This is a genomic window from Metallibacterium sp., assembly GCF_054637675.1.
Genome location: NZ_JBTSRB010000058.1, coordinates 1 through 15,776, shown reverse-complemented (window position 1 = coordinate 15,776; position 15,776 = coordinate 1). Strand labels below are relative to the sequence as shown.

The 15,776-nt window shown below is 66.1% G+C and carries 23 protein-coding genes; 19 read left to right on the top strand and 4 right to left on the bottom strand.

Annotation, left to right across the window (positions count from 1 at the left end; all coding sequences use genetic code 11):
- The first annotated feature begins 173 nt into the window (after nucleotides 1-173).
- The gene (locus ACYDAT_RS13805) at nucleotides 174-1,007 is read left to right on the top strand and encodes a S1/P1 nuclease (protein ID WP_461450778.1); all 834 of its coding nucleotides are present in this window, start codon (nucleotides 174-176) and stop codon (nucleotides 1,005-1,007) included.
- Here the strand turns inward: ACYDAT_RS13805 and ACYDAT_RS13800 are convergent, their stop codons facing one another.
- From ACYDAT_RS13800 to ACYDAT_RS13790, 3 genes are all read right to left on the bottom strand, one after another.
- Nucleotides 1,008-1,415, bottom strand: a complete 408-nt coding sequence (locus tag ACYDAT_RS13800) for a SirB2 family protein (RefSeq protein ID WP_461439686.1) — start codon at nucleotides 1,413-1,415, stop codon at nucleotides 1,008-1,010.
- Between the two features lie 70 nt (nucleotides 1,416-1,485).
- Entirely contained in the window at nucleotides 1,486-2,772 is a 1,287-nt protein-coding gene (locus ACYDAT_RS13795; RefSeq protein WP_461450776.1) for an NnrS family protein, read from the bottom strand.
- Between the two features lie 57 nt (nucleotides 2,773-2,829).
- The gene (locus tag ACYDAT_RS13790; RefSeq protein ID WP_461450774.1) at nucleotides 2,830-3,258 is read right to left on the bottom strand and encodes an RrF2 family transcriptional regulator; all 429 of its coding nucleotides are present in this window, start codon (nucleotides 3,256-3,258) and stop codon (nucleotides 2,830-2,832) included.
- Between the two features lie 153 nt (nucleotides 3,259-3,411).
- Between ACYDAT_RS13790 and ACYDAT_RS13785 the strand changes: the two genes are divergently transcribed.
- The 3 genes from ACYDAT_RS13785 to ACYDAT_RS13775 are packed head-to-tail and all read left to right on the top strand — an operon-like array spanning nucleotide 3,412 to nucleotide 5,114.
- The gene (locus tag ACYDAT_RS13785; RefSeq protein WP_461450772.1) at nucleotides 3,412-3,777 is read left to right on the top strand and encodes a DUF488 domain-containing protein; all 366 of its coding nucleotides are present in this window, start codon (nucleotides 3,412-3,414) and stop codon (nucleotides 3,775-3,777) included.
- On the top strand, nucleotides 3,761-4,729 hold the full coding sequence (locus ACYDAT_RS13780; protein ID WP_461450770.1) for a DNA-3-methyladenine glycosylase 2: 969 nt from the start codon (nucleotides 3,761-3,763) through the stop codon (nucleotides 4,727-4,729). The genes ACYDAT_RS13785 and ACYDAT_RS13780 overlap by 17 nt, the downstream gene beginning before the upstream one ends.
- Complete coding sequence (locus ACYDAT_RS13775) at nucleotides 4,716-5,114, top strand: hypothetical protein (RefSeq protein ID WP_461450768.1); 399 nt, start codon at nucleotides 4,716-4,718, stop codon at nucleotides 5,112-5,114. Before ACYDAT_RS13780 ends, ACYDAT_RS13775 begins: the two co-directional genes overlap by 14 nt.
- A gap of 223 nt (nucleotides 5,115-5,337) precedes the next feature.
- On the opposite strand, the gene ACYDAT_RS13770 is transcribed toward ACYDAT_RS13775, so the two are convergent.
- Entirely contained in the window at nucleotides 5,338-5,979 is a 642-nt protein-coding gene (locus tag ACYDAT_RS13770) for a hypothetical protein (protein WP_461450767.1), read from the bottom strand.
- Between the two features lie 226 nt (nucleotides 5,980-6,205).
- Between ACYDAT_RS13770 and folE the strand changes: the two genes are divergently transcribed.
- From folE to ACYDAT_RS13695, 15 genes are all read left to right on the top strand, one after another.
- A complete protein-coding gene (gene folE / locus ACYDAT_RS13765; protein ID WP_461450780.1) occupies nucleotides 6,206-6,814 on the top strand; it encodes a GTP cyclohydrolase I FolE in 609 nt (202 codons plus the stop codon).
- A 53-nt stretch (nucleotides 6,815-6,867) separates the two neighbouring features.
- Nucleotides 6,868-7,557 (top strand): RNA polymerase sigma factor, encoded by a 690-nt coding sequence (locus tag ACYDAT_RS13760; RefSeq protein WP_461450765.1) that lies wholly within the window; start codon nucleotides 6,868-6,870, stop codon nucleotides 7,555-7,557.
- Between the two features lie 237 nt (nucleotides 7,558-7,794).
- Nucleotides 7,795-9,321 (top strand): FAD-dependent oxidoreductase, encoded by a 1,527-nt coding sequence (locus tag ACYDAT_RS13755; protein ID WP_461450763.1) that lies wholly within the window; start codon nucleotides 7,795-7,797, stop codon nucleotides 9,319-9,321.
- 203 nt (nucleotides 9,322-9,524) lie between these two features.
- On the top strand, nucleotides 9,525-9,785 hold the full coding sequence (locus ACYDAT_RS13750) for a DUF2249 domain-containing protein (protein ID WP_461440207.1): 261 nt from the start codon (nucleotides 9,525-9,527) through the stop codon (nucleotides 9,783-9,785).
- A gap of 100 nt (nucleotides 9,786-9,885) precedes the next feature.
- On the top strand, nucleotides 9,886-11,226 hold the full coding sequence (locus ACYDAT_RS13745) for a hypothetical protein (protein ID WP_461450761.1): 1,341 nt from the start codon (nucleotides 9,886-9,888) through the stop codon (nucleotides 11,224-11,226).
- A 2-nt stretch (nucleotides 11,227-11,228) separates the two neighbouring features.
- Complete coding sequence (locus ACYDAT_RS13740) at nucleotides 11,229-11,495, top strand: DUF2249 domain-containing protein (RefSeq protein WP_461450759.1); 267 nt, start codon at nucleotides 11,229-11,231, stop codon at nucleotides 11,493-11,495.
- Nucleotides 11,485-11,760 carry a DUF2249 domain-containing protein gene (locus ACYDAT_RS13735; RefSeq protein WP_461450757.1) on the top strand — a complete coding sequence of 92 codons (276 nt, stop codon included), beginning with the start codon at nucleotides 11,485-11,487 and terminating at the stop codon, nucleotides 11,758-11,760. Before ACYDAT_RS13740 ends, ACYDAT_RS13735 begins: the two co-directional genes overlap by 11 nt.
- Complete coding sequence (locus tag ACYDAT_RS13730; RefSeq protein ID WP_461441474.1) at nucleotides 11,757-12,092, top strand: metal-sulfur cluster assembly factor; 336 nt, start codon at nucleotides 11,757-11,759, stop codon at nucleotides 12,090-12,092. The genes ACYDAT_RS13735 and ACYDAT_RS13730 overlap by 4 nt, the downstream gene beginning before the upstream one ends.
- Entirely contained in the window at nucleotides 12,089-12,325 is a 237-nt protein-coding gene (locus tag ACYDAT_RS13725) for a hypothetical protein (RefSeq protein ID WP_461440211.1), read from the top strand. The genes ACYDAT_RS13730 and ACYDAT_RS13725 overlap by 4 nt, the downstream gene beginning before the upstream one ends.
- Before the next feature lie 88 nt (nucleotides 12,326-12,413).
- Complete coding sequence (gene fdxA / locus ACYDAT_RS13720) at nucleotides 12,414-12,737, top strand: ferredoxin FdxA (protein WP_461450755.1); 324 nt, start codon at nucleotides 12,414-12,416, stop codon at nucleotides 12,735-12,737.
- A 4-nt stretch (nucleotides 12,738-12,741) separates the two neighbouring features.
- Nucleotides 12,742-13,110 carry a zinc-finger domain-containing protein gene (locus ACYDAT_RS13715; RefSeq protein ID WP_461450753.1) on the top strand — a complete coding sequence of 123 codons (369 nt, stop codon included), beginning with the start codon at nucleotides 12,742-12,744 and terminating at the stop codon, nucleotides 13,108-13,110.
- Nucleotides 13,107-14,093 carry a lipoyl synthase gene (gene lipA, locus ACYDAT_RS13710; protein ID WP_461450751.1) on the top strand — a complete coding sequence of 329 codons (987 nt, stop codon included), beginning with the start codon at nucleotides 13,107-13,109 and terminating at the stop codon, nucleotides 14,091-14,093. Before ACYDAT_RS13715 ends, lipA begins: the two co-directional genes overlap by 4 nt.
- A 66-nt stretch (nucleotides 14,094-14,159) precedes the next feature.
- Nucleotides 14,160-14,381, top strand: coding sequence for a hypothetical protein (locus ACYDAT_RS13705; RefSeq protein WP_461450749.1), 222 nt, complete (start codon nucleotides 14,160-14,162; stop codon nucleotides 14,379-14,381).
- 31 nt (nucleotides 14,382-14,412) lie between these two features.
- On the top strand, nucleotides 14,413-14,757 hold the full coding sequence (locus tag ACYDAT_RS13700; RefSeq protein ID WP_461450747.1) for a carboxymuconolactone decarboxylase family protein: 345 nt from the start codon (nucleotides 14,413-14,415) through the stop codon (nucleotides 14,755-14,757).
- 18 nt (nucleotides 14,758-14,775) lie between these two features.
- On the top strand, nucleotides 14,776-15,720 hold the full coding sequence (locus ACYDAT_RS13695; protein ID WP_461450745.1) for a PLP-dependent cysteine synthase family protein: 945 nt from the start codon (nucleotides 14,776-14,778) through the stop codon (nucleotides 15,718-15,720).
- Nucleotides 15,721-15,776: the final 56 nt, after the last annotated feature.

Genomic DNA, 15,776 nt, shown 5'->3' with positions numbered 1-15,776 from the left:
CGCAGGATGTTGCGGCCGATGCGGCCGTAGCCGTTGATGGCGACCTTGATGGGCATGACGAGCGTCCTCAGGCGGATTGCGGAAACGCAATCTTATCGGCAACGTGACCTTCGGGCGATGCGCCACGCCACGCCGCGATGCCACACTGGTGTGCATTGATCCGGAGACTTCGCATGCGCTCGATCCATCGCGGCATCCTGCTGTGCCTCGGCCTGCTGGCCACCACGCCGGCCTTCGCTTGGGGTCCGCTCGGGCATCGCATCGTGGCCGATCTGGCCGACGCGCAATTGGCGCCGGGCGCACGCGCGCAGGTCGATGCGCTGCTGGCCAGCGAGCACATGCAAAGCATGGCCGACATCGCCAACTGGGCCGACACGCTGCGCGACGATCCGGCGCAGGCCGCGCTGGGCAAGGCCACCTCGCCGCTGCACTACGTCAACATGCACGGCTCTTGCGATTACAAACCCGCGTTCGACTGCCCCGACGGCCAGTGCGTGGTCGCAGCGATCACGCACTACGCCGCGATCCTGGGCAACCGCAGCCTGCCGGAAGCCGAGCGTGCGCAGGCGTTGAATTTCGTCGTGCATTTCGTCGGCGACGTCAACCAGCCGCTGCACGCCGGCTACTTGCAGGACCGCGGCGCCAACGACTACCAGGTACGGTTCGAAGGCGAGGGCAGCAACCTGCATCGCGTATGGGATTCGGGCCTGCTGTCCACGCGCCATCTGGATGCGCGTGGCTACGCCGCGCTGCTGCAGAAACAGGGACCGGTGACGCTGCCGGCGCCGATCGCGCCGCTGGACAATCCGCCCGCGCAGTGGGCCGAGGAATCCTGCAAGGTGGTGATGAACGAGGGCGTGTATCCGCAAGGCCACGTCATCGGCCAGAGTTACATCGAGCGCGAGCGCCCGATCGCCGAGCGGCAACTGCGCATCGCCGGCAAGCGCCTGGCCGATATGCTCAATCGCGTGCTGGGCGATTCGCGCGCGGTTTCGACGCCGCGGTAATCAACGGCCCAGCAGCGCGAACACGCCCCAGGGGTTCTGCGTGAGCGCCACGCTGACGATGAAGCCGAAAGTCGCCAGCGCGGCCACGTAGGCCGCGGCGCGCACCTGCGGCGTGCGCCCGCGCTTGAGCGCGATCGCGCCCAACGCGATGTACACCAGCAACAGCGCGACCTTCACCGTCAGCCACGCGTCCAGCAGTGGGTACTGGTGCACGATCACGGTCAACAGGATCGCCGCCCCCAGCAGCACGGTGTCGTTGAGGTACGAGAAATAACGCACGACGGCGTGATTGGCGATGCGCCAATCGGCCATGCGCGCCAGCCCGCGCAGCGTGAACAGCGTGCCCGAGATGACCACCGCGCCCACGTGCGCGGCCAGGATTTGCGGAAACCAGTTCACCAATGCCATGTCGTATCTCGTCGCGTTGGCGCGATCGCGCACCGGATAAGTTCTTTCGCCCCACACAGCATTTTGCGGTTCAGCCCGGGCGGCCATCGCGCCGCGGTGTCAGATAAATCCACGCCGCACGCAGCGCCCACGGCAGAAACGCAGCCACCCAGGCGGCGGCGGTCAGGGTGTAGGCCAGCGCGCCGTAGCCCGCCAGCGAGTCGACCACGCGCGCGATCGCCACCGCTTGCAGTGCGAGGAAGGTGAACCACGGAATCGCGCCCATGCGCAGCGGTCGACCGGAATGGCCATGTGTCACGCGCGTCACCATCGCCACCAGCATCGAGCCGAAGAAGCCCACGGTCAGCGCGTGCAATGCGGCCATGTCCCAGGCGCCATAGTTGCCTTCACCGTACAGGCCGCCCACCGCGAACAGCGCGAAGCTCAGCGGCAACCAGGCAAAGGCCAGGTAGAGGACGCTCAGCAGTCCCGGTCGGCGCGCCTTCCAGGGTTGCCAGGCGATCCAGTGCCCGAGAAACAACAGTGCCAGCAGGGCATCGCTCAGTGCACGCAGGCGCGGCTGATCCAGTGCGCCCAACAGCAGATGGGCCAGCAACAGCAGCCATGCCGCGGGCAGCGACCACGTGGGCCGTACCACGCGATAACCCGCGATCACGCTGCTGGAGAAGAACGGCAGCATGCGATGGATCACGCTGAAGAACACCGGCAGCAGGAAGGCGAAGGTGCCGATGCGGATCGCCGCCAGCGCCAGTGCGCCAGGTGCGCCCAGCAGAAAGGCCAGGAACAGCGCCAGGCCGAGTGCGCCCAGCGTCAGCGCGGCGAGGATCGACCACGCCCAGTGGTCGCGCGAGCGCGCCGCGCGCAGCACGCCGAGCAGGCGCGTGATGCCATACAGCCAGCCTGCAAGCAGCAGCGCGAAACCGGCGAGCAGCAGCGGACGCAGGTCCAGCAGCCCGATCACAGCCAGCACGTAGCCGCCGAACACGCCAATGAATACCGGCACGTAGGCGCCACGGCGCAGTTCCGGCTGACCGCTCCAGCGTGGAAACACCGTCAGCGTGAAGCCGAAGATGAAAGGCCCGAGCATGCCGTACTGCGCCAGCATCGCGTGCGCCCAGATCGTCGGAATCGGCGCTTGCGGCCAGTGCGCCCAGCTCCAGGTTCCGGCGGCCAGTGCCAGTGTCCACCACAGCATGCTCAGCAGCACCGCCGTGGCGCCGGCAAAGAACATCATGCGATGCGGCGCGGCGGCCAGTATCTGCGCCATGGATGGCGAGATGCCGCGCGGGTTCGCTCGCCCGTGTTCGAGGCTTGCGGCGATCGGTCGTGGCTTGCGCCCGGCTTCGGGTCGATTCATGGCGCGGATTCCAAGTGTGGGCTCGACGGTGTTGCGCGGTGTCGATACGCATGCGGCTCAAGCGGCCGGCTGCAATCCGAAGTCCTCGGGATGCAGCAGCAGATCATCCAGGGTGTGGCGATCGAGCACCGCCACGAAGGCGGCGAGGGCTTCGCGCAATACGCCGCGCAAGCGGCAGGCGGGTGCGATCAGGCAGTGGTTGTCCGTGGAAAAGCACTCCACCAGCGCGAAGTCGGGCTCGGTCAAGCGCAGCACGGCGCCGATGCGTATGCGGTCCGGGCGCTTGGCCAGCGTGAATCCACCGGCGCGGCCGCGCACGGCTTTCAGATACCCCGCGCGCGTCAGCGCATTGACCACCTTCATCAGGTGATTGCGCGAGATGTCATAGATCTGCGCGGTTTCCTCGATGGTGATCAGACGCTCGCGTTGCGCTGCGGCGTACATCAACACGCGCAGGGCGTAATCCGAGAAGTTGGTCAGTCGCATGATGGCTCCTTGTATCCGCCCGGCATGGTTTGCGTGGTCTCGAAGTGCGCTATATGATGCACGCATATTACATGTTTGCGCGCGACCGCAAGCGCGGTCCATGCCGATTGCGCGTGTGCGTGTATGCATTGCATCGCACTGATGGAGCGCGCCATGACGCGGATTTCGATCCAGCGGGTGTACGCCGCCGCGGCACCTGGAGGGGGCGTGCGTATTTTGGTGGATCGCCTGTGGCCGCGCGGTTTGAGCAAGGACAAGGCCGCCGTGCGGCACTGGTTGCGCGAGGTGGCGCCCAGCGACGCCTTGCGCCACTGGTTCGCGCACGATCCGGCGCGCTGGGATGAATTTCGGCAGCGTTATTTCGCCGAACTCGACGCCCAGCCCGAGGTCGTGCGCGAATTGCGCAGCGTGCTGGCCGGGCATCCGCATGTCACCTTGTTGTATGCCGCCAGGGACGAGGCCCACAACAACGCGGTGGCGCTGCTGAGCTATCTGCGCCGCCATGGAACTGCGGCTTGAAGCGCGCGCGCCGTTCCGCCTGGACTTGACCGTCTGGGCGCTGCGGCGCCAGCCCGGCAATCGCATCGACACTTGGCAGAGCGGCGTCTATCGGCGCAGCTTCGGCAGCCATGCGGGCGCGGTGCTTGCCGAAGTGCATCAGTGCGGCAGCACGCAGCAGCCCAGGCTGCAGGTGCGGTTGCATGGCGTTGCCGCGGATGATCCGGCCCGGCGCGAGGACATTGTCGCCATGCTGCGGAGGATGCTGGGACTGGATGTCGATTTGTCGGGCTTTTATGCGCAGGCTGCTGGCGATCCCGATCTGGGGCCGCTGGTGCTGCGCTATCGCGGGCTCAAGCCGCCACGCTTCGCCACGCTGTTCGAGGCGCTGGCCAATGCGGTGGCTTGTCAGCAGGTGAGTCTGGCTTCGGGTATCGCCTTGCTGGGCCGTCTCAGCGCGCAGTTCGGGCCGGCGCATCCCTTGGCGCCGGAGTTGCCTGCTTTCCCGCGTCCGCAGGATCTGTGCGATGCCGATCCCCCCGCGCTGCGCGCCCTGGGCTTCAGCCAGCAGAAGACCGGCTATCTGACCGGCCTGGCGCGAGATCTCGCCGGAGGCAAGCTGACAGCCGCCGCGCTCGAAGTGGCCGATGATGCGGGCGCAATGCGTATGCTCAGCGCGCTGCGCGGTATCAAGCGCTGGAGCGCGCAGTACGTGGCCCTGCGCGGCCTGGGCCGACTCGCTGTGTTTCCCGTCGACGACGTGGGGGCGCACAAGCATTTGGCGGCGTGGCTGGGAGTGCCGCGGCTCGATGCCGAAGCCACCGCAGCGCTGATGCGGCGTTGGCAACCCTATGCGGGGCTGGTGTATTTCCACGTGCTGCTCAAACGCCTGGAAGAAGCTGGCCACCTGTCGATTGGCCCCGCTAACGATCCCGTGCCAATCACCTCGGCGCCGGCTCGTGCACGCGCCTGAAGCCCTCGCATTGCAGCATCGCGACATGCTGGATCTGCTGCAGCAGGCACGCCTGGCGCTGCTGGAAGGCGCCGTCGACACAGCACACTCGCGATTGGTGCAATTGCGCGCACTGCAGGATGCGCATGTGGCCGAGGAGGAAAACGAATGGATTCCCTATCTGCCCCAGTCAGCGCGCTGGCCCGCCACGACCTATCTTGCCGAGCATCGCAAGCTCGACGCGATGCTTGATGCGCTATGCGCGCTGCTGAATCCGCTGCCTGCGCATGTGTCCGATGCGGCGTGCCGCCTGGATTTGCTAGATCGACATCTGCCCTATCAGCATGTACTCGAACACCATTTCGAGCGTGAGGAAAAAGGGCTGTTCCGCGAAATCCGGAGGTAACGCCATGAGCGAAAACCAGCATCTCGATGGCCCTGATCTGAGCCAAGGCGTGGCACGGGACCAGTCCACCCTCCTCGTCTTGCGCTACGGTGTTTCCTGATGACGGCATCGTCAGCGGTCGCCTGTATCCGGGTCGCTCCCGGTCTACGCGATAGCGCGCCGGAGCCTCGCGGACAACATGCGGGCGCAGATCGGGAGCCGTGACCTGCGCGCACCTACGCATTCAGTGCAAGGAGGCCAGCTTGACCTTCTTCAGTCCCAGCGCCTGTGCCACGTCGTACATTGCTTGATTGGTGATGCGGTGCCCGTTCTCGTCATAAGGGCGACCGTGCGCGGCTTGCAAGTCGGCCATCACCATGTCGTGAATATCATGCGAAAGCAGATGGTCGAACAGCCAGCCGGCCCAGAACACACCGTGCGGGTCGGTTCCCTCGCTGACCAGTCGCCTGGCTAGCGTCGCACCCTTGAGATCGGCCGGTGCCGTGGGCAGATTGATGCCCATCGCCGTGGCGCGCTTGAGCCCGTCGGTGACGTAGAAATCCATCGCGGCGATCCAGTCATTGACCTTCTTGGAGCCGTACTGCTTGGTCAACTTGCCGACCTCAGCATGCACGGTCTTTTCGCCCAGCATCGACACCAGTGCTTGCTGGAAGCTGAAATGTTCGACGCCGCCACCGGCATCGACCAGCGCCGCGGTGACCTCAAGGTTCGGTTTACCGTCGTAGACCGGGCCGCCGAACCAGTTCATGCCCTGCATGTTCGGGGTCGCGGCTAACGCCGCGCTACCGTAGAACGCGGTGGCGAGGCCGGTCAGGGAGACCGCAAGCGCCGTCAGGACCGCAAATAGTTTCGCTTTCTTGAACATGATCGTTCTCCTATGGGTGGATGAGCGGACGCGGCAAGTGCAGCGAGCGGACGGCTCCGATGTCTTGCCGGCGCCTATGTGATGCAGCAGCGGCGCGCAGGTTCCGGCGCATGGCGCCGATGGCTTCCACGGGCGTACCGATGACGGGAACCTCGTGCGCGGTCGCTGCATCGGATCGGTGTCATTCACTACCGAATCCGCAGCCATGCTCGAATCCGATCTGGTCATGTCTTCCGCTGTTTCCGTGGCGCCTGCGGGTATTCCCGAAGTACGGCGTCCGTCGCGGGCCGAGGCGGAAGCTGCGGTGCGCACGCTGATCCGCTGGGCCGGCGATGAGCCATCACGCGAGGGTCTGCGGGCGACGCCGGCCCGCGTGGTACGCGCCTACGAGGAATGGTTTTCTGGCTACCGGCAGGATCCCGCCAGCTTGCTCAAGCGCACGTTCGAGGAGGTCGGCGGCTACGATGACCTGGTCATGTTGCGCGACATCCCGCTGCAGTCGACGTGCGAGCATCACATGGCGGCCATTCGCGGAGTGGTGCACATCGCCTACCTGCCGAACCGTCGGGTGGTCGGTATTTCCAAGCTGGCGCGGCTGGTCGAGGCTTGCGGGCGGCGTCTGCAGATCCAGGAGCGGCTGACCGCCGAGATCGCCGATACGCTGGCCCATGTACTGCAACCGCATGGCGTGGCAGTGATCGTCCAGGCGAGCCACGACTGCATGTCCTCACGCGGCGTACGCCTGCACGGGGTCGCGATGCTGACCCGGCGCTTGCTCGGGCAGTTCGCGCAGGAACCACAGCGGCGGGAAATCCTGTCGCTGCTCGCCGGTTGAAGCGGGAACCTCAGGACGGCGGCTGCATCTCATCAGGTGTACAAGGAATCACCATGTCAGTCCATGCCCATGCAACACCCATCGATTACGCCGCGCTGGACGATCACGCGCTGGTGGCGCTCGTTCGCAGCGGTCAGCGCGAGGCTTTCCACTACATCATGCAGCGTTGCAACCAGCGCTTGTTCCGCATCGCGCGCAGCGTGGTAGGAGAGGATGCGGAAGCGGAGGATGTGCTGCAGGAGTCGTACCTGCGCGCCTATCACAAGCTGGATTCGTTCCGCGGTGATTCGACTCTGCTGACCTGGCTGACCAGCATCGTGCTGAACGAGGCGCGCGGCCGGCTGCGCAAGCGCCACAGCATGGTTGGGCTGGAGCAGATCGACGCGGCGCCCGACGACACCCACCAGATCATCCAGTTCCCGTCCAGGTTTGGCAACGAGGATCCGGCCGTGTCGGCCGCCCGTGCGCAGATCCGTCATCTGCTCGAACACGCCATCGATGGATTGCCGGAGACGCTCCGCACGGTCTACGTGATGCGCGAACTCGAAGAATGCACGGTGGAAGAAACAGCCATCCAGTTGCGGATCAAACCGGAAACAATCAAGACCCGTCTGCATCGCGCGCGCCGTTTGCTACGCGCTTCGTTGCAGGCAACGCTGGCGGACACACTGAGCGAGGCATTCCCGTTCATGGGCCGGCGCTGCGCCCGTCTGACCGAGGCGGTGATGGCGCGGTTGCCGTAACCTCTGCGCCTCATAAGCACGCACGTCCAGAAGTGCAGACTCGACAAGTTGCCGCAATCTGGCCACCTCGCGCATCAACAGTGCGATGCCGCCCCAATGGAGCGGGCCGTGAGCCTCCGATGCCGGTTACGTTGGGTAACGCCATGCGACTTTCGGTCGCCGTGATGCGTGGCGTTATCGGCACTGCCCAGATTGTCCACGATAGAGCCCCATTCATCGGCATCCGGAGGTAACACCATGAACGAAACCCAGCATCTCGACGGCCCTGATCTGCGCCGGGGCGTGGCACGGGACCAGTTGACCGAAGGCCAGCCGCTATTGGGTCACGTCGATGGCGAAGCAGTGATTCTGGTGCGGTGTGGGACCCGGGTCGACGCGGTTTCGGCCACCTGCACGCATTACGCAGGCCCACTCGCCGAGGGCGTGGTGGATGGCGAACGCGTGTACTGTCCTTGGCATCACGCCTGTTTTTCGCTACGCAGCGGCATGGTGCTGGGTGCCCCGGGCCTGAATCCGCTGCGCTGCTACACGGTGGAAGAACGCGACGGTCGGGTGTTCGTAACCGTGCCACGCATGCCGCCGCGGCCCGCGCCGCCACCGCGCAATCCGGCCAGCGTGCTGATCGTCGGTGCTGGCGCCGCCGGCGAAGCCGCCGCCACGGAGCTGCGCCGCGCCGGTCATGCCGGATCCATCACCCTGCTGGCGGCTGAGCCGGATACGCCGGTCGACCGGCCCAATCTGTCCAAGGATTATCTGGCCGGCAAGACGCCGCCGGAGTGGCTGCCGCTGCGCGGCGCCGAGTATTGGCAAGAACAAGACATCCGGCTGCTGCCCGGTGCACGCGCCACGGCACTGGATACGGCCGCGCGTCGCGTCACGTGCAGCGACGGGCGCCAGTTTGAATACGCCGCGCTGTTGCTGGCCACCGGCGCGCAACCGATTCGGCTGTTGATTCCCGGCGCGGACGCCACGCACGTTCATGTGCTGCGCAGTCTGGCCGATACGCAGGCCATCCTGACCGCCATCGCGCGCGGCGCGCGACGCGTGGTGGTGATCGGCGCCAGTTTCATCGGATTGGAGGTGGCGGCCGCGCTGCGCGCACACGCCATCGAGGTGCACGTGATCGCGCCCGAGACGCGTCCGCTGCAGCGCGTGTTCGGTGCGCGCCTGGCCGATCACCTGCGCGGCGTGCACCAGGCGCTGGGCACGGTGTTCCATCTCGGCCGCAAGCCCGCCGCGATCCATGCCCATGCGGTGGAACTCGACGATGGTGCGCTGTTGCCCGCCGACCTGGTGGTGATGGGCGTGGGCGTACGCCCCGATGTCGCGCTGGCCGAGCAGGCCGGTTTGCGCGTCGACAATGGCATCGTGGTCGATCGTTATCTCGCCACCAGCGTCGCCGATGTCTGGGCCGCGGGCGACGTGGCCAACTGGCCCGACGCGCGCGGTGGCCAGCGTCAGCGCATCGAACACTGGGCGCTGGCGCAGGCACAGGGCATAGCCGCCGCACGCAACATGCTGGGCTTTGTCGAGCCTTTTCTCGAGGTGCCGTTTTTCTGGAGCCAGCACGGCGATCTGACCCTCAGCTACGTGGGCCATGCCACGCACTGGGATGCGCAGGAAGAAGAGGGCGATCCGGCTTCCGGCAGTTATCTGTGCCGCTATTTGCTGGATGGCAGCGTGCGGGCCGTGGTCAGCATCGGTCGTGACCGGGACAGCCTGCGCGCCCAGATCGCGATGCGGCACGCCATCGGCGCAAGCTGAATCCGCGGCGCACCGGGCGCGGCGCCTGCTCCTGTCACGACGGTTTGTGTCGTCGCTGCATGACGGTTTGGACTGTGTTTAAAGAGGCATTGACAATACATGTTACGAAGCCTAACCTTGCCTTGCTGCAGCACGTGTCATGTCACTTGCGCGCGCAAATACGGCAGCCCTTGTCACACATTCCCCAACACTTGGATGAAGCCATGTCTCAAGCCACCCCGACTTCTGTTGCGCCCGAGATCGATGTGCGTCCGTTGATCCCCGCGCAACGCCACGCCAGGATCTTCGAATTGGTTGCCGCGCTCACGCCGGGCGGAGCTTTCGTGCTGGTCAACGATCACGACCCCAAGCCGCTGTATTACCAGCTCGAGGCCGAGTATCCGCGGCAGTTTTCGTGGACGTATGTGGAAAACGGCCCGCAGGTGTGGCGCGTCGAAATTCGCAAGTTCGCGCGCGCCGCCTGAGCCGCGCGTTGCATGAAAGTGCGGCCGAGCCGGAAAGCGGCCCGGCCACATCCATCCGAGGAAACCTGTCGTGGCTGGCGTTTCACTCTCACGTTGGACGATGACCTACTTTGCCGCAGCCCTGGTCGCGCTACTGACGGCGGAGATCCTGATGAGCTTGGGCTGGGGCTACCCGAACGCCGTGCTGGCCGCTCCCTCCACGCTGGTGCTGGTGCACCTGGTCACGCTGGGATGGCTGAGCCTGTTGCTGTGCGGTGCGCTGTTCCAGTTCGTGCCGGTGCTGGTGGCCAAGCCGCTGCGCCATCCACAACTGCCATTGATCACCTTGCTGCTGCTGGTGGCGGGTTTGTTGACGCTGCTGTCAGGTTTTCTGGGATTGGATGGCAGTCTGAGCGCGCATCGGGTGCTGTTTCCCATCGCCAGCACGCTGCTCGCCACGGGCTTCGGACTGGTGCTGTGGAATCTCGGCCGTACCCTTGCCTCGGCGCGTCCGCTGACGCTGCCGGCGCGTTTCGTGGTCGTGGGCCTGCTCAGTCTGGTCGCCACGGTCGCGCTGGGCATCACTTTCGCCTTGGTGCTGGGCGCCGATGTCACCGCGCCGTTCGCGGTGCGCCTGTTCGCCTATGGTTTGCCGCTGCACATCATTGCCGGTCTGGGCGGTTGGCTCAGCCTGACCGCCATGGGTGTGAGCTATCGCTTGCTGGCGATGTTCATGCTCGCGCCCGAGTCGGACCGGCGCAGTACGCGGGCGGTGTTGCTGTTCGGCGCGGGCGCGCTGGGCGTGAGCGTGCTCGGCGGCACGGTCGTGATCGGATTCGATCACGGCATTGCTGCGGTACTTGCCGTCGCGGCATTGCCGGGACTGCCGGCAATCGCCCTGTATGTGCATGACCTCGTGCACCTGTACCGCACGCGCAAGCGCCGCGTGATCGAGCTCAACAGCCGGATGGCCGCGGCGGCCGTGGCCTCGCTGGCAATCGCCGCCGTGCTGCTGATCGTATTGGCGGGCACGGAATCGTTGACGCGGAACGCCGGTGCGCTGGTTTTTCTGATTCTGTTCGGATGGCTGTCCGGGCTCGGTCTGGCCATGCTTTACAAGATCATCCCGTTCCTGACCTGGCTGGAGTGCTATGGCCCGGTGCTGGGCAGGGCGCCCACGCCGCGCGTGCAGGATCTGGTCGCCGAGCAGCACGCGCGCAAGTGGTTCGCCTTGTATTTCGCGGCGGTCTGGATCGGCACCGGCGCGCTGCTGGACCATGCGGCGGGCCTGTTTCGCGTGGCGGCGGCGCTGCAATTGATCGCAACAGCCGGCATCACCGTGCAACTGATCCGCGCGCGCCGTCTGATCGACGTGCCCGCGCCCGTGCGCTTTCCCGACGGCAGCCGCCGCCCGGCGCTTGTGTTCGCCGCGCTTGATGCGCGCCCCACCACAGGAGGTTGATGATGACTGACTTCGTCGATTTAGACGTACGCCCGATCTTGAAGCGCGGCGGCGAGCCGTTCGAGCACATCATGGCGAGCGTCGTTGCGTTGAAGCCCGATCAGGGCCTGCGCCTGCTGGCCACATTCAAGCCAACACCGCTGTTGAGCGTGCTGGGGCTCCAGGGGCTATACGCACAGCGCGCGCGAGATCGGCGATGGCGACTGGGAGGTGCTGTTCACGCCCGCGCCAATCGCTGTGGATGCGTCTGCGCCCGCAGTGGACGATGACAACGCGGCGCAGGCCTGGCCCGCGCCGGCGATCACGCTCGACCACCGCGATCTCGATCCGCCCGAGCCGATGGTGCGCATCCTGGCCGCACTGGAATCGATGCGGCGCGGTGAAGTGCTGGCGGCACTGCTGTGCCGTGAGCCGATATTCCTGCTGCCGGAGCTGGTTCAGCGTGGCCATGCCTGGCGCGGCGGATTCGAGTCGGACGGGAGCACTTATCGCATCCTGGTGCGCGTTGGCGCCGAGGCGCGGAGCACGTCATGAGCAGCGCCGACCTCGTGTCCGTGGCCGAACGCATCCGCACGGCGCTGCGTGTCGTGATCGATCCCGAGCTGGGCTACAACATCGTCGATCTCGGGCTGATCTATGACATCGCCGTCGACGCGGCGGGTGCAGCGCGCGTGCTGATGACCACCACCACGCGTGGCTGCCCGGCCACCAGTTATTTGCAGGAAGGCGCACGCCACGGCGCGACGCAGGTGGCGGGTGTCACCTCGGTCGAGGTCGTGATGACGCACGAGCCGCCCTGGTCGCCGCAAAACATGAGTTCCGCAGCCAAGCAGCACTTTGGCATCTCCGAGGAGGGCGCGGCATGAGCCATACGACGCCGGCAACGAATGCCCAGCGCGCGCGCGCAGCGCAAGGCGCGTCCGCGGGGCTGGTCGGCATTCTCTTGGCCAGTCTGGAAGCCCTGGCTGCGGCCGGGCAGGTCGACGCCGCCTGCCGTTTCGCCGGGCAGGCCTGTGTGAGCTTGCGTCACGACGATGCGCACGGCGAGCGTCAATTCAACGCGCTGCTGCACCGCCTGGCGCCGCGCGTGCCGTGGTGAGCGCACATGCGCCAGGCCACGATGCGCGGCGCGTGCGGCATGTCGCGTGCTGGCCCGGCCATGCCGCGCCACGTTCCAGAAGCCTGCCATGACCCACGTCGTCACCGACAACTGCATCAAGTGCAAATACACCGATTGCGTGGAGGTGTGCCCGGTCGACTGTTTCCACGAGGGCCCCAACTTTCTGGTGATCGATCCCATCGAGTGCATCGACTGCACGCTGTGCGTGGCCGAGTGTCCGGCACAGGCCATTTTTCCCGAGCAGGATGTACCCGGAGGCCAGGAGCACTTCGCGCAGATCAATGCCGAACTGGCACCGCGCTGGCCGGTGATCGACAAGAAGATCGCCGCGCCGCCGGATGCGGAGCAATGGAACGGCGTGGCCGACAAGTTGCCGTATCTGGAGCGCTGAAATCATGACCACACAAAAACTCGATGGCGCCATCGATCCGGTCAGCGGACAGCCGGTTGGCGCGAGCGAGCGCATCCGCGAAATCTCCTGGACCGATCTGCCCCTGGGCTGCCCCATGCCGGACCGCAGCCTGTGGGATGTGCATCCGCGCGTCTATCTGCCGATTCATCTCAGCGGCCGCGAGCGCTGTCCCTACTGCAGCACGCTTTATGTCCTGCGCGACCCGCGGCCCGGTGATGCGGTGCCGGCATTCGCCAACGCGCAGATCGAGCAGTACTACCAGCGCGCGCTGGCGCGCAGCACGCGCCAGGCAAACACGTCCTTGCCCGTCACGCTCATCGCGCCCTGCGCCCATTCCGGTCGACTCTCATGAATCAGTCCGATCCCGCCCTCGTGCCACGCGATGGCAGCAAATATGTCACCGCCGAGGGCACCCGTGCGGTCAAGGGCGGATTGCGCCCGCACGCGCGCAGCAGCGTGCCCGACGTCGATCGCAAGCCGCCCTGGTTGCGCATCGCGCTGCCCAGCGGCGCGGGCTACGACAAGGTACGTGGCATCGTTCACGGCCGCGGCCTGCACACGGTGTGCGCCGAGTCGAAGTGCCCCAATATCGCCGAGTGTTGGGGTCGCGGCACCGCGACCCTGATGCTGATGGGCGCGGTCTGCACCCGCGCCTGCAGATTCTGTTCCGTGAGTACCGGCAACCCGCACGGCTGGCTGGATGCCATGGAACCGCCGCGTGTGGCCGAGGCCGTTGCGCTGATGGGACTGAAATACGTGGTGCTGACTTCGGTCGATCGCGACGATCTGGCCGATGGCGGCGCGGCGCATTACGCGGCCTGCATCCGCGCCATCCATGCGCGTACGCCGGCGGTCGCGGTGGAGGCGCTGACGCCCGACTTTGCCAGCGACCTCGCCGCGGTGGCGAACGTGCTGGATGCTGGGCTGGTCACCTACGCGCAGAACCTCGAAACCGTCGTGCGCCTGACCCGGCAGGTGCGCGATCCGCGCGCCGGCTACGCGCAAACGCTGCGTGTGCTCGAGTTCGCCAAGCGGCACGCGCCCGACACGCTGACCAAGTCCAGTCTGATGCTGGGGCTGGGCGAGACCGATGTCGAAATCGAGCAGACCCTCGATGACTTGCGCGCCGCGCAGGTCGATATTGTCACCCTGGGGCAATACCTGCGTCCGTCGCCAAACCACCTGCCGGTGGCGCGTTTCGTGACGCCCGAAGAATTCCACCATTATCGCGATCTGGCACTGGCCAAAGGCTTTGTCGAAGCCGTCGCCGGGCCGCTGGTGCGCTCGAGCTATCGCGCCGAGCGCGTGCTGGAGCACAACAATGTGGGTCTGTAAGTCGAAGGAGCCGTCCGGGTTCCGACGTTGCCACGCGCGGCACGCCTGCCGCGCAGGAGGTCCATCATGTCGCCGATCGAGCAAACCGCACATTCGCGCCATCCCGCGATCCAGCAGGCACATGGGACGCATCCGACGTCCACAGTGGCGACACCGCCGCGCGCGGTGAAGGGCGCGCGGAATGTCCGCGAGCGCCTGCTCGATGACACGCTGGCGGATAGTTTCCCGGCCAGCGATCCACCGTCGTGGACGCTTGGCCGACGCGCCTCGGCGCGGCGGTCGCCCTGATCGATCCCCGTATTTCCCGAAGGAGAGCATCATGGAACACCCAATCTACCCGCAAGCCAGCGCGGAGCTGGCACGCAAGCGCCGCGAGCTGGCACCAGCCACGCTGGATGCCTTCAAGGCCTTCAGCGCCCAGGTCTTTGCCGACGGCGCGTTGCCGGGCAAGACCAAGCAATTGATCGCGGTCGCGGTGGCGCACGTCACGCAATGTCCTTATTGCATCCGTGGCCACACCGAGGCCGCGCTCAAGCACGGTGCCAGCGAGCAGGAAATCATGGAGGCCGTCTGGGTCGCCGCGGAGATGCGCGCCGGCGGCGCCTATGCGCACTCGGTGCTGGCCCTCGACACCATGCAACAGGCGCATGCGGCGTCACGCTGACGCCCGGAGAAAACACCCGTGAATACGCGCTTTGCAGGTGTCTCCGCCAGCATCCTCGATGCGATCGGCGACACGCCGTTACTCGAGATCGAGGGTATCTACGCCAAGCTCGAATTCCTCAATCCCTCCGGCTCGATCAAGGCGCGCATCGCCAAATACATGATCGAGCGCGCCGAACGCGAGGGTCTGCTCAAGCCCGGCGACACCATCGTCGAGGCCACCAGCGGCAACACCGGCAATGCCCTGGCGATGGTCGCCGCGGTCAAGGGCTACCGCATGCTGGTGGTGATGCCGGAAGGTCTGTCCAGCGAGCGCGTGGCGATCTCGCGCGCCTATGGCGCCGAGGTGCTGTTCTGCGGGCGCTGCCACGTCAACGATGCGCTGGCCAAGGCGCGGGAATTGGGTCGGCAGTCGGGTCATTTCTGCCCGCGTCAGTTTGATTCGGAATGGAATGTCGAAGAGAACCGCCGGGTGCTGGGCCCAGAGATCCTGGCGCAACTGCCGACTGGCCGCGTGCCTGACGCGCTGGTGGCTGGCGTTGGCACCGGTGGCACCCTGATCGGCGTCGGCCAGGCATTTCGTGCGGTCAATCCTGCAATACGTCTGTTCGCCATGGAGCCCTCGGAATCGTGCACGCTGTTGTGCGGCGAAATCGCCCTGCACCAGATCGAGGGCATCTCGGATGGATTCGTGCCGGGCATTTTCCAGCGTCATGCCAGCATGGTCGATGAGATGCTCAGCGTTTCCAGCAGCGAGGCCATCGAATCGATGCGTCATCTCGCGCGCCGCCATGGCCTGTTCTGCGGCCCCAGCTCGGGTGCACACCTGCTGGCTGCGCGCCGCGTGCGCGAACGTCATCCCGAGCTGCGCACCGTGGTCACACTGTTCTGCGACGAAGGCGAGAAGTACTTGCAGGAACACTTCATGCGCGGCGACAGCGTCAGCGCCGGACACTTCGCGTGAGCCCGCCGCGCGCCGAGCGGAGCGTCACGTTGTGGTGATGTTGTTTCCCAGGAGGC